At 62.3% G+C, this 12,180-nt stretch carries 11 protein-coding genes and 1 pseudogene; 10 read left to right on the top strand and 2 right to left on the bottom strand.

Features of this window, described 5'->3' with window-relative positions; all coding sequences use genetic code 11:
• Positions 1-30: 30 nt before the first annotated feature.
• Positions 31-1,041, bottom strand: a complete 1,011-nt coding sequence (locus Tal182_RS16880) for an extensin family protein (protein ID WP_245344786.1) — start codon at positions 1,039-1,041, stop codon at positions 31-33.
• Between the two features lie 12 nt (positions 1,042-1,053).
• Between Tal182_RS16880 and Tal182_RS16875 the strand changes: the two are divergent.
• From Tal182_RS16875 to queF, 6 genes and pseudogenes are all read left to right on the top strand, one after another.
• Positions 1,054-1,458, top strand: a pseudogene (locus Tal182_RS16875) (TonB-dependent receptor); the annotation flags it as partial.
• Positions 1,459-1,724: 266 nt separating this feature from the next.
• A complete protein-coding gene (locus tag Tal182_RS16870) occupies positions 1,725-3,914 on the top strand; it encodes an anthranilate synthase (RefSeq protein ID WP_064804147.1) in 2,190 nt (729 codons plus the stop codon).
• 467 nt (positions 3,915-4,381) lie between these two features.
• Positions 4,382-4,621: a hypothetical protein gene (locus Tal182_RS16865; protein WP_064695947.1), complete on the top strand. Its 240-nt coding sequence runs from the start codon at positions 4,382-4,384 to the stop codon at positions 4,619-4,621.
• Positions 4,622-4,633: 12 nt separating this feature from the next.
• The gene (locus Tal182_RS16860) at positions 4,634-5,314 is read left to right on the top strand and encodes a DUF2161 family putative PD-(D/E)XK-type phosphodiesterase (RefSeq protein ID WP_064804144.1); all 681 of its coding nucleotides are present in this window, start codon (positions 4,634-4,636) and stop codon (positions 5,312-5,314) included.
• A 196-nt stretch (positions 5,315-5,510) separates the two neighbouring features.
• A complete protein-coding gene (gene emfA / locus Tal182_RS16855) occupies positions 5,511-6,425 on the top strand; it encodes a CDF family cation efflux transporter EmfA (protein ID WP_064810999.1) in 915 nt (304 codons plus the stop codon).
• Positions 6,425-6,889 (top strand): preQ(1) synthase, encoded by a 465-nt coding sequence (gene queF / locus Tal182_RS16850; protein ID WP_064810998.1) that lies wholly within the window; start codon positions 6,425-6,427, stop codon positions 6,887-6,889. The genes emfA and queF overlap by 1 nt, the downstream gene beginning before the upstream one ends.
• Before the next feature lie 135 nt (positions 6,890-7,024).
• Here the strand turns inward: queF and Tal182_RS16845 are convergent, their stop codons facing one another.
• A complete protein-coding gene (locus tag Tal182_RS16845) occupies positions 7,025-7,783 on the bottom strand; it encodes a DUF2076 domain-containing protein (RefSeq protein WP_085860159.1) in 759 nt (252 codons plus the stop codon).
• 231 nt (positions 7,784-8,014) lie between these two features.
• On the opposite strand from Tal182_RS16845, the gene Tal182_RS16840 reads away from it, so the two are divergent.
• The 4 genes from Tal182_RS16840 (at position 8,015) to leuA (ending at position 12,040) form a co-directional block, all read left to right on the top strand.
• A complete protein-coding gene (locus Tal182_RS16840; RefSeq protein WP_011426306.1) occupies positions 8,015-8,599 on the top strand; it encodes an ATP-dependent Clp protease proteolytic subunit in 585 nt (194 codons plus the stop codon).
• Positions 8,600-8,749: 150 nt separating this feature from the next.
• Positions 8,750-9,979, top strand: coding sequence for a benzoate/H(+) symporter BenE family transporter (locus Tal182_RS16835; RefSeq protein WP_085860158.1), 1,230 nt, complete (start codon positions 8,750-8,752; stop codon positions 9,977-9,979).
• 60 nt (positions 9,980-10,039) lie between these two features.
• Positions 10,040-10,165 (top strand): hypothetical protein, encoded by a 126-nt coding sequence (locus tag Tal182_RS33110; RefSeq protein ID WP_257784615.1) that lies wholly within the window; start codon positions 10,040-10,042, stop codon positions 10,163-10,165.
• Between the two features lie 156 nt (positions 10,166-10,321).
• A complete protein-coding gene (gene leuA, locus Tal182_RS16830) occupies positions 10,322-12,040 on the top strand; it encodes a 2-isopropylmalate synthase (RefSeq protein ID WP_064804134.1) in 1,719 nt (572 codons plus the stop codon).
• Positions 12,041-12,180 lie beyond the last annotated feature (140 nt).

The following is a 12,180-nucleotide window of genomic DNA, read 5'->3' as shown; positions in this document are numbered from 1 at the left end:
CTTGATGACGGGATTTTAGCCCTTCAACCGTCAATAACAATAACGATAGCCGCCCTTCCTTTCGATGACGTCGAGATGGAAATGGGTTTCGTGGGCCGCGTCGCTTTCCGGGTCGAGGACGGTGGTGAAATAGAGGCAGCCGGCGGCGCTGACGGCGCGCTGGAAGGCGCCGGTAAGTGTCGAGTCCTCGCGGCGGGAGCGGACGGCGACATCCTCGCCCTTTTGGAAATGGAAGCTGGCAATATCGATGGCGTTGCCGCGGGCGTGTTCGGAGATCTTGCCTGTTTCGGCGCCGTTGCGCAGGCGGCACATATAGGCGGTAGCCTGGTTGACGGCGGTGATACGGCCCTGCTCAGGCAGGGCGGCGGAAGCGGCAGGGATGACGCTCTCCTTCAACCAGCGGGCAAGTGCGAGTGCCGCCGGGCAGCGGATCGTTGCCTCCGGCTTGACGGCGATACCGGGCAGAGCCTCGGAGACGATGATCGGTTTGTCGATGCCGCAGCCGTTGCCGTCATCGATGCGCGGCGTTTCCTTGAAGACGACACCCAACTCCTTGAGTGCGGCCGTGCATTCGGCATGCTCAGCGTCGCTTTCGGATTCGATCGTCAGATGCTGCTCTTCAAGCGTCTGCTCGCCGGGCGGCTTTTCTTCCGGCGGAGTCTGCGGGCTTTCGACCTGGCCCGGCGGAAGCGGCGGGCCCTGCATGGGTTCTACAGGCTCAGGCTTTGCCGGTTCGGCTGATGGAGCAGGCGGCTGGCCCGGTTCGGATGTCTCCGGCTCCTTTACCTCAGGTTTCGGCTGAGGGGTCGGCACCTGCTCAGGCGCGGAGGGTTCCGCTTTTTCCGCGGACGGTGGAGTGGGACCGGTCGTCTGCCCGGCATCGGGCCGCGGCTCGGGCAATGGACCGTGGGGGGGCAGGCGGGCGCCGGCAAGAAAGGCGGTAGCGGCGAGCAGGATCGCCAATGTCGAAAATTTTCTCAATCCATCCGGTTCCTGGTATTGGTGGCTAGAAGCAACGCATGAGAGCGGTTTTCGTTGCAATTGTGCAAGGCTTTCAATAACGGCATCAATCTGCATGCCTCGCTTGCCTATGCCTACGGCAGGAATGAAGAAACCACCCAGCGCCTGCGCTCGGTGGCGCCGTTCAAGGCGATTGTCGGCGGCGGCTAGAGAAATGACACCTTCGGCTTCGATCTGTCTTCGACGCTATCTGCCGGCATGCTCACCGACCATCTCAATGCACCCGGTTATGCAATTGTCGACTTGACCGGCTGGTGGACGCCGGAACAGTTGCCGGGCCTACGCGTTCAAGCCGGTGTCTACAATATTTTCGACCGGAAATATTTCAACGCGTTGGCCGTACGCGACGTCAACCTGGTCTCGACCGCATCGCAGCCTCGTGATTGGTATTCCGAGCCGGGCCGTACCTTCAAGGTGTCGCTCACGAAGACCTTCTGACTGCCGGCGACACACCTTCACGGCTGGGGAGGGGCGGTTTTCGGGCCGCCCTTTTTCATTGCGCAATCGCCTCTTGCGCGGCGGCTGATCTCAGGCTAACAATTTTTCCATGATCACGTCCTTGAACATTGCTGTTTGGTGGTGGGCTCGCTGAGGCGGCCTCGACCAATCGTGTCCAAAGACGACGAGTGAGCCGCCCGAAACTTCGAGGCGGCTTTTTTGTTTTATCGCTGCCTGTCGTCCGGGCCCGATAACGGAGTGGAACAATGGTAACGATCCTGCGGGATGATGGTGCGGAAATCTACGAGACCAAGGGCGGCATATCCGTCACCCGGCAGCGTCGGGCGATCCCTTACGGCGATGCGGTCTCCTCCTATATCGATAAGCTCGACGAACGCCGCGGCGCGGTGTTCTCGTCGAACTACGAATATCCGGGCCGTTATACGCGCTGGGATACCGCCGTCGTCGATCCGCCGCTCGGCATCTCCTCCTTCGGGCGCGACGTCTGGATCGAGGCCTATAACGAGCGCGGCGAGGTGCTCCTCGGCTTCGTGACGGAGCGGCTGAAGACAGTGTCCGATCTCGTGCTCGGCGCTTCCTCCGCCCGCCGCCTCGACCTCTCCGTCAAGGCGCCGGACCGGGTGTTCACCGAGGAAGAGCGCTCGAAGATGCCGACCGTCTTCACGGTGCTGCGCGCTGTCACCGACCTCTTCTATTCGCAGGCCGATGCGAGCCTCGGGCTCTACGGCGCCTTCGGCTACGACATCGCCTTCCAATTCGATGCGATCGATCTGAAGCTGACGCGGCCTTCCGACCAGCGCGACATGGTGCTCTACCTGCCGGACGAAATCCTCGTCGTCGACAACTATGCCGCCAAGGCCTGGATCGACCGCTATGATTTCGCGAAGAACGGCGTGACGACCGAAGGCAAGGCGGAAGATATCGCGCCCGAGCCCTTCAAGCAGACGGATGCCATACCGCCGAAGAGCGACCACCGGCCGGGCGAATATGCCGAACTCGTCGTCAAAGCCAAGGAAAGCTTCCGCAAGGGCGATCTTTTCGAAGTCGTGCCCGGGCAGAAGTTCATGGAGCGCTGCGAAAGCAAGCCTTCGGATATTTCCAGGCGGCTGAAGGCGATCAATCCGTCGCCCTATTCCTTCTTCATCAATCTCGGCAATCAGGAATATCTGGTCGGCGCCTCGCCCGAGATGTTCGTGCGCGTATCCGGCCGCCGCATCGAGACCTGCCCGATCTCGGGCACGATCAAACGCGGTGACGATCCGATCGCCGACAGCGAGCAGATCCTGAAGCTCCTGAATTCCAAAAAGGACGAATCCGAGCTTACCATGTGCTCGGATGTCGACCGCAACGACAAGAGCCGCGTCTGCGAGCCGGGCTCGGTCAAGGTGATCGGCCGCCGGCAGATCGAAATGTATTCGCGCCTCATCCACACGGTGGATCATATCGAGGGGCGGCTGCGCGACGACATGGATGCCTTCGATGGGTTCCTCAGCCACGCCTGGGCGGTCACTGTCACCGGTGCACCGAAGCTCTGGGCGATGCGCTTCATCGAGAGCCATGAAAAGAGCCCGCGTGCATGGTATGGTGGGGCGATCGGCATGGTCGGCTTCAACGGCGACATGAATACCGGCCTGACGCTGCGCACGGTGCGCATCAAGGACGGCATCGCTGAAGTGCGCGCCGGCGCGACGCTACTCAACGATTCCGACCCGCACGAAGAAGAAGCCGAAACCGAACTGAAGGCCTCCGCCATGCTTTCCGCCATCCGAGACGCCAAGATCGGCAATTCCGGCAAGATTCAGCGCGACGTTGCTTCCGTTGGCAAGGGCGTCAGCATCCTGCTCGTCGACCATGAGGACAGCTTCGTTCATACGCTGGCCAATTATTTCCGCCAGACGGGAGCGACGGTTTCGACCGTGCGCACGCCAGTGCCGGAGGAGATCTTCGACCGGCTGAACCCCGATCTCGTCGTGCTGTCGCCCGGGCCGGGGACGCCCAAGGATTTCGACTGCAAGGCGACGATCAAGAAGGCGCGGGCGCGCAACCTGCCGATCTTCGGCGTCTGCCTTGGCCTGCAGGCGCTCGCCGAAGCCTATGGCGGGGAACTGCGCCATCTGGCCCTGCCGATGCACGGCAAGCCGTCGCGCATCCGCGTGCTGGAGCCGGGCATCGTCTTCTCCGGCCTTTCGAAGGAGGTGACCGTCGGCCGCTACCACTCGATTTTCGCCGATCCCTCGACGCTGCCGCGTGAATTCATCATCACGGCTGAAAGCGAAGACGGCACGATCATGGGCATCGAACATGCCAAGGAGCCGATCGCCGCGGTGCAGTTCCACCCGGAATCGATCATGACGCTCGGCGGCGATGCCGGCATGCGGATGATCGAGAACGTCGTGGCGCATCTGGCGCGCAAGGTGAAGACGAAGGCGGCTTGATTGGCAATTCCGGTTCGCCCTTCCTGACCACGGGAAGGGGGCTAGGAGCGGCGTCGAGCGTGTCCTTCGAGGCGATCCAGCGGATCGCGCCTCAGATAAAGGACGGTGGAGGAGGCGGCTATTGCCCCTCACCCTCACCTCTCCCTGTAAAACGGGGCGAGCGGACGTGCCCCGGGAGGCCAACGAGGAACGGAGAGGTTGCGGCGTGTTCCCTTCTCCCCGCTGGCGGACGCTGGCGGGGAGAAGGTGGCGGCAGCCGGATGTGGGGCGCAGCAGGGTTCTGCGGCAATTGCTGCTCCAGCGCTCAAGATAGCCTCGCCCTGCGTGGCCGGAGGCGAAGCCTCGAAGGGCGGGCGGGCATTCCGACCTGGATATGACAGGGCAAACCGGCAGGTGGTCCTTCAAAGCGGTTGACTTTATCAGTCAAATCAGAACATTTCAGGAACGATCAACCGGAACCCATCACCGTGGCCAATGCTGAAAAGTTCATCGTGCTCCCTTACCGCAAGAACCGCGGCAATCTTGTGCCCGGCGAAATGCGCCAGGCATCGAATGCCGTCAGCGCGGAAAAGATCGCTTCGGCGATGGCCGAGCGTTTCGTCGGGGTCGCGGCCTACGCCGTCATCGTCGACGAGGAAACCGGCGACATGAGCTCCCCGCGACTGCTCGCGCGATATGGCGAGATTGCCGATCTCAACGCTGCCTGAGCGCGATTTCCCATGGAGACATCGCTCTACCTGCCGGTCAAAACCTTCCTGGAGGCAGCCGGTTATGCCGTCAAGGGCGAGGTCGGTGGATGCGATCTCGTTGGCTTGAGCGATGGCGAGCCGCCAGTCGTGGTCGTCTGCGAACTGAAGCTCACCTTCAACCTCGAACTGCTTCTCCAAGCGGTCGATCGCGCGGCGATGAGCGATGAGGTCTGGATCGCGGCGCGCGTTTCGGCCAAGGGGCGCGGGCGAGAGACGGACAAGCGCTACCGCGACCTCTGCCGGCGGCTCGGCATCGGCATGCTCGGTGTCTCGGATGGCGGCGAGGTCAGCGTCATCGTCAGTTCCATTTCGCCGATGCCGCGGACCAATCCCAAGCGGCGTTCACGCCTCGTCAAGGAGCATCAGCGCCGTCGCGGCGATCCTGCCGTTGGCGGCGGCTCGCGGGCGCCGATCATGACGGCCTATCGACAGCAGGCGCTGCTCTGCGCGGCCGCGCTCGACCGGGGAATTGTGCGCCCGCGGGATATGAAGGCGCTTACGCCGAAGGCCGGTCCGATCCTGCGCGACAATGTCTACGGATGGTTCGAGCGCCAGGAAAAGGGCGTCTATGCCCTGACGCCGGCGGGACAGGCCGCTCTTCTGCGGTGGCCGCAGTCTGTCCAGCCCGATCCGGCTCTCTCGGCGCTGTAGCGGGATTGCGCATCCTGCGCCCGCGCTTGTCTGTCGGGGCGGCAACATCTGTGAGGGACGTGTCATTCTCTTTGACAAATCCTCCATCATCGCCCATATCACCCTCAACTGGGCCGCCTTCGCGACATTCGCGTGGGCGGTTTTGCATTTCAATGGCTTAGACCCTGCAATTCATTCGCAACCGCAGGAGGACGATATGAGCGACAACGGCGATCTGACGGTTCGGACGCTGGCGATGTGGGGGATTCCATTGTCGCTCGGCGTCATGGGGCTGAAGATGGTGGCCTGGTGGGTCACCGGCTCGGTGGCGCTGCTGTCGGACGGACTTGAATCGACGGTTAACGTCGTTGCGGCGTTCATCGCTTTCTTTGTCATCCGCTATGCGCAGAAGCCGGCCGATCACGACCATCCCTTCGGCCATCACAAGGCGGAATATCTCTCTGCCGTCACCGAGGGCGTACTGATCGTCGTCGCCGCGCTGCTGATCGTCAACGAGGCGGTCGGCTATCTCGCTGCGCCACGCATGCTCGACGCACCGGTGCTCGGCCTTGCGATCAATCTGGCGGCTGGCGTCATCAATGCGGTGTGGGCGCAGCTTTTGATCCGCGCCGGGCGCAAACACCGCTCGGCGGCACTGGCGGCGGATGGGCAGCATATCATGTCGGATGTGGTGACATCCGTGGGCGTGCTCGTCGGGCTGCTGCTGGCGCTGGCGACGGGTTACGCGATTTTCGACCCGGTGCTTGCCATCCTCGTGGCCTGCAACATTCTCTATCAAGGCTGGAAGGTGATCTCGCAATCGATCAGCGGTCTGATGGACCAGGCGGTCGAGCCGCAGGAAGAGGAAGCGATCAAGCAGGCGATCGCCACCCATGCGGCGGGTTCGATCGGCGTGCATGACCTGAAGACGAGGCGGGCAGGCACCGTCACTTTCATCGATTTTCACATGGTGGTGCCCGGCACTATGTCCGTGCGACAGGCGCATGATATATGCGACCGCCTTGAGGATGCCATCAGAGCGGTGCATGAGGGCGCTAAAATAGCCATTCATGTGGAGCCGGAGGGCGAAAAGGCCCATGGCATCCGCGTCAAAGTCGTCAAGGAGGCATGATGCCGAATACCGATGTTTCCAGCCTGTCGATGCTGGGTCAGCAAACCGAAACTGCGAAATCGCCGGAAGAGGCGGTGCTGGAAAAAGTGCCGTCCAATCATGCCGGCACCGACTATGTCGTGCGCTTCACCGCGCCGGAATTCACCTCGCTCTGCCCGATGACGGGGCAGCCGGATTTCGCCCATATCGTCATCGACTACATCCCCGGCGAATGGCTTGTGGAATCGAAGTCGCTGAAACTCTTCCTGTTTTCCTTCCGCAATCACGGCGCCTTCCACGAGGATTGCTCGATTTACATCGCCAAGCGCATCGTCGAACTGCTCGACCCCAAGTGGCTTCGCATCGGTGCTTACTGGTATCCGCGTGGCGGCATTCCGATCGACGTCTTCTGGCAGACGGGTAAGCCGCCGGAAGGTGTGTGGCTGCCGGAGCAGGGCGTCGCCACCTATCGTGGCCGTGGGTGAGGCGCGGTCGGGCAACGCCCGTGCAATCGATCCAGTGAATCGATTGCACGGACGAACGCCCTGAGCCCAAGCGAAGGGCCGGGATACGGTGCGGCAATGTAAAACCAACTGCCGGCCATTTCGGCCCGTTAAACCTCAAACATCCGTAACGTCGCCGGACGAGTCATCACTGTAATCGTCCCCATCGTCGTAATCGGCCTGCTGCACATTGTCGTCATTATCATTACCGGCATTATCAGAGGCCTGGCGCGTGTCGTCGTTGCCGTAATAATTGTTGATGACGGTCTCTTCGGTTGGCGCGGCGACATTGCCGAAGGGGTTGGCGCCGAAAGGCGAGCCCCAGCCGAGCGAGGACATGTGGTTGCCGAAGATGCCGCTCAAGGAGTTGGCAAGCAGCATGCCGCCGGCAACACCCGCGGCTGTGCCGAGCGCGCCGCGCAGGAAGCTGCCGCCGGCAGACGGCACATAGGCCTGCTGGCTCCAGGGGCCGGTGGGCTGCTGCTGCGCCTGGCGATCGTAGCCGCGCGGCTCGTCATAGGCGCGGGACGGCTGCCCCCAGGGGCCGGGGTTGGAGGGGACAGGCGCGGGCTGCTGTGTCTGGGTATTGCCGAAGATCGAGCTCAGGAAGCCGCCGCCCTGTTCGGCCTGGTGGTGCTCGCTGGCTCCGGCTTCAAACTGCCGGACGCGCTCCTCGAGTTCCTTGATGTGGTTGGCGGCCGCTTCAAGCCCCTTTTCCTGCACGATGACGGCCTGGGCGAGATAATAAGTGGCTGACGGCTGCTCGCGCGTCGCCTGGTCGATCAGGGCTTCGGCCTCGCGATCGCGCGGCTGGGCTTGCGCCGTGCGCACGCGGTCGAAGAGGGCGGTCAGCAATTGGCGTTCTTCCGGTGACATGTCCGGTCTCCTGTTGATCTCGTTTGGCGGTTGCCATGTGAGAGGTGAGGTAGGAACCGATTCCGGCTTTTCAAAGCCTTCCACCGTTACATTTCAGTAAGGCTTGCGGAACGGTGCGCGGCTTCTTAAGGATATCTCCATCGCTTCGGTGCCTTGTGTTTTTCCCGCATTGTTTTAGGCATTGAGTCGCACTATGTGCGAGGAACCCGAATTCATCTCCGAGAGGTTCGAATGAACGACGAAGAACAGGACGACAAGACGAAGGAACTGCCGCTCGGCAAGGAAACGGAGGCGAATCTTTTCAAGTCGCGTTCGATCTTCATCTATGGACCGATCAACCAGGAACTGGCGCAGAAGGTCTGCTCGCAGCTCGTCGCACTTGCTGCGGCGAGCGACGAAGACATTCGCATCTATGTCAATTCGCCCGGCGGTCACGTCGAATCCGGCGATTCCATCCATGACATGGTCAAGTTCATCAAGCCGAAGGTGTGGATGATCGGCACCGGCTGGGTCGCTTCGGCCGGCGCGCTGATCTATGTCGCGGCTCCCAGGGAAAGGCGCCTGTGCCTGCCGAACACGCGCTTCCTGCTGCACCAACCGTCGGGCGGAACGCGCGGCATGGCATCCGACATCGAGATCCAGGCACGTGAGATCATCAAGATGAACGAGCGCCTGAACAAGATCATGGCGGAGGCCACCGGCCAGCCGCTCGAGAAGATCGCCAAGGACACGGATCGCGACTACTGGCTCTCGGCCGAAGAGGCGAAGGACTACGGCCTTGTCTCGCGGATCGTGACGTCGCAAGCCGACATCTGAGTTTTCTCGGTCGGAACCTTCGAAACGCCTTTGCCTGCCGACCGCGGGTGAGGGCGTCTTGATTTCGGATGGTGCTTGCGGTCATCGACCGGCAGAGCTGGACGGAAAGCCCTCAATCTGGACTTGCGCGGGCGGCAACCATCATGCTCCATGCGCCATTCCAGCAGCTCAGAGTCCGCCATGCTCAAAGATTTTTCCGTCCAGGCCCTGTTCATGGGTCTGCTTACCGCTTTCGTCGGCTCCGCCAGCTCCTTCGCCGTCGTGCTGCACGGGCTGCAGGCGGTGGGTGCGACGGATGCGCAGGCCGCTTCGGGGCTGATGGCGTTGTCGATCTCTATGGGCGTCTGCGCGATCGTGCTCAGCGCCGTGACTCGACTGCCAATCAGTGTCGCCTGGTCGACGCCGGGGGCGGCGCTGCTCGCAAGCACAGGCGCAATCGAGGGCGGCTTCAATGCGGCGGTCGGCGCATTCCTCGTCTGCGCCGTGCTGATCATCATTGCCGGGCTGTTCAAGCCGCTCGGCCGGGCGGTGGCCGCCATTCCCGCGCCGCTCGCCAATGCGATGCTCGCCGGTGTGCTGATCGGTCTCTGCTTTGCGCCGGTGAAGGCGATCGGCTTCAATCCGCTGCTCGGTCTGCCGATCGTCATTTCCTGGATCGTCGTCGGCGCGTTCCGGCGTCTCTGGGCGGTGCCGGCCGCGCTTGCAGCCTTCGTGCTGGTGCTCGCCTTCGGCGTCGACATTCCCGACGGTGCTTTCGCCTCGCTCGAACGATCGCTGGTGCCAGCTGCGGAAATCGTCCGCCCGGTGTTCAGCCTCGCAGCCTTCATCTCGATCGCGCTGCCGCTTTTCATCGTCACCATGGCCTCGCAGAACATTCCCGGTATCGCCGTGCTGAAGGTCAATCACTACGATCCGAAGCCAGGTCCGCTCTTTGCCGTCACCGGCTTCTTTTCGTTGCTGTCGGCGCCTTTCGGTGGACACGCCGTCAACCTGGCGGCCATCACCGCGGCAATGTGCGCCGGGCATGACGCCCATGCCGATCCCAAGCGGCGCTATTGGGCGTCGCTGATCGCTGGCGTCGGTTATGTGATCCTCGGGCTGCTCGCAGGCACGGTCACGGCCTTCGTCGCCTTGGCGCCGCCTATTCTGATCGAGGCGGTGGCGGGGCTGGCGCTGGTCGGGGCCTTCTCATCCTCGGCGATGTCGGCTTTCCAGGCGCCGGAATCGCGCGAGGCGGCGGCGATCACTTTCCTCGTAACGGCATCGGGCGTTTCGTTCGGCGGCATCTCAGGCGCCTTCTGGGGATTGATCGCCGGCGGGTTGATGCTCGCGCTGTCGCAGCTGGTGAGGATTTGGAAACGACAGTCTCAGTCGAAGTAACGGAAGGCGGTGGGCCGCGAGGGCTTGCCAGTTTCACCGCCCAAGGTTATAAGCGCGGCCATGAAGACCTCTGGCGCCAAGATTTCCGACACGATTGCACGCGGCCGCATCGCCCTGCGTGACGTCTCGAGCGCCGTGACCTCGCTTCTTCTCCTCGGCCTTACGCGCGGTTGCCGGGTCCGTTGAGGAGCGCCCGGCGGCCGAAAGCCCGCCCGGTATCGCTCCTCGCGACTCACTTTCAAAATTGACCTAACGACCGACGAAGGTCCGCATTTGTTTATCGCCAAGTCCGATTCGATCGGCTAAGAGGCGGGGCAAATGCCGGGACGAGGAGACAAGACAATGGACAATACCAACAGCCGATCCTCCGCGAAGGGCATGCCCGATGCCGCGACGAAATACCGGCCCTATCCGCAGGTGAATATTCCCGACCGCACTTGGCCGACCAAGACTATCACCAAGGCGCCGGTGTGGTGCTCGGTCGATCTGCGCGACGGCAACCAGGCGCTGGTCGACCCGATGGGCCACGATCGCAAGGCCCGGATGTTCCATTTGCTGCTGGAGATGGGCTTCAAGGAAATCGAGATCGGCTTTCCCTCCGCCTCGCAGACGGATTTCGATTTCGCCCGCTGGTGTGTGGAAGAGGGCAACGTGCCCGCCGATGTCTCGCTGCAGGTGCTGGTACAGTGCCGCCCGGAGCTCATCACCCGCACCTTCGAAGCGCTGGAAGGCGCAAACCGGCCGATCGTGCATTTCTATAACTCGACCAGCGAGCTGCAGCGCCGCGTCGTTTTCGCCAAGGATGTGCAGGGCATCAAGCAGATCGCCGTCGATGCCGCCAAGATGATCACCGACATGGCCGCCAAGGCCGGCGGCGGCTATCGTTTCGAATATTCGCCCGAGAGCTTCACCGGCACGGAGCTGGAAGTGGCGCTGGAGATCTGCAACGCCGTCATCGAGGTGGTGAAGCCGACGCCCGACAACAAGCTCATCATCAACCTGCCGTCCACCGTCGAGATGGCGACGCCGAACGTCTATGCCGACCAGATCGAATGGATGTGCCGTAACCTCGACAATCGCGAGAACCTGATCGTCTCGCTGCATCCGCATAACGACCGCGGCACCGGCATCGCCGCCGCCGAACTGGCCTTGCTGGCAGGCGCCGACCGCGTCGAAGGCACGCTGTTCGGCAATGGCGAGCGCACCGGCAATGTCGACGTCGTGACGATGGCGCTCAACATGTTCACGCAGGGCGTCGATCCCGGGATCGACTGCTCGAACATCGAGCGCATCAAGGAAGTATTCGAATATTCGAACCAGATGGCGATTGCCGAGCGTCACCCTTATGTCGGCGAGCTGGTCTATACGGCTTTCTCCGGCTCGCATCAGGATGCGATCAACAAGGGCATGAAGGCCGCACAGGTCGCCAATCATCCTGTCTGGGAAGTGCCTTATCTGCCGATCGATCCGCGTGATGTCGGCCGTTCCTACGAGGCGATCATCCGTATCAACTCGCAGTCCGGCAAGGGCGGCATCGCGTATATTCTGCAGCAGGATTACGGGCTCAACCTGCCGCGCAACCTGCAGGTCGAGTTCCGTGAAGAAATCCAGCGCATCACCGATGTCGAGGGCAAGGAGCTTCCCTCGAAGCGCATCTACGACCGCTTCATCGAGCGCTACGTGACGCAGCCCGAGGCGCGCCTCAAGTTCGTCGACCACCACACCTATCCCGACACCGAGCGCAAGGGCCAGCGGATCGTTGCAGCTGAAATCACCGACAATGGCGAGATCAAGCGCATCGAAGGGCGCGGCAACGGCCCGATCGACGGCTTCATCAACGCACTGTCGCATTATCTCGGCATCGAAATGTCGGTCGAGGACTATTCGGAGCATTCGCTGCAGCACGGCTCGAACGCGGCGGCGATCTCCTATGTCGAGACCTCCTATCCCGGCGGCAAACTCTTCGGCGCCGGCATCAACACCAACATCGTCGCGGCATCGCTGGAAGCGATCGTCTCGGCGGCCAACCGGGTGCTCGAGGTGAAAGCTGGCAAGGCTTGATCGATAGGTGACGTAATATCAGTGCTTTGATCAGGATTGCCCGTTGCGGATGCTCGGGCATTCGCTCCTGTTGGCGCCAGTGGCCCCCTCATCCGCCCGTCGGGCCGGATGAGGGGGCCACGTCAAATCGTCGATCTGCC

The organism is Rhizobium sp. TAL182 (assembly GCF_002117725.1).
Taxonomy (GTDB): domain Bacteria; phylum Pseudomonadota; class Alphaproteobacteria; order Rhizobiales; family Rhizobiaceae; genus Rhizobium; species Rhizobium esperanzae.
Note: the sequence above shows the minus strand (reverse complement) of the source record. Positions and strands in the feature narration are given on the sequence as shown.

Bases quoted from the DNA above. Each gene is read 5' to 3' on its own strand.
- Tal182_RS16870 (WP_064804147.1), top strand. From the start codon at position 1,725: ATGGTAACGATCCTGCGGGATGATGGTGCGGAAATCTACGAGACCAAG.
- Tal182_RS16860 (WP_064804144.1), top strand. From the start codon at position 4,634: ATGGAGACATCGCTCTACCTGCCGGTCAAAACCTTCCTGGAGGCAGCC.
- emfA (WP_064810999.1), top strand. From the start codon at position 5,511: ATGAGCGACAACGGCGATCTGACGGTTCGGACGCTGGCGATGTGGGGG.
- queF (WP_064810998.1), top strand. From the start codon at position 6,425: ATGCCGAATACCGATGTTTCCAGCCTGTCGATGCTGGGTCAGCAAACC.
- Tal182_RS16845 (WP_085860159.1), bottom strand. From the start codon at position 7,783: ATGTCACCGGAAGAACGCCAATTGCTGACCGCCCTCTTCGACCGCGTG.
- Tal182_RS16840 (WP_011426306.1), top strand. From the start codon at position 8,015: ATGAACGACGAAGAACAGGACGACAAGACGAAGGAACTGCCGCTCGGC.
- Tal182_RS16835 (WP_085860158.1), top strand. From the start codon at position 8,750: ATGCGCCATTCCAGCAGCTCAGAGTCCGCCATGCTCAAAGATTTTTCC.
- Tal182_RS33110 (WP_257784615.1), top strand. From the start codon at position 10,040: ATGAAGACCTCTGGCGCCAAGATTTCCGACACGATTGCACGCGGCCGC.
- leuA (WP_064804134.1), top strand. From the start codon at position 10,322: ATGGACAATACCAACAGCCGATCCTCCGCGAAGGGCATGCCCGATGCC.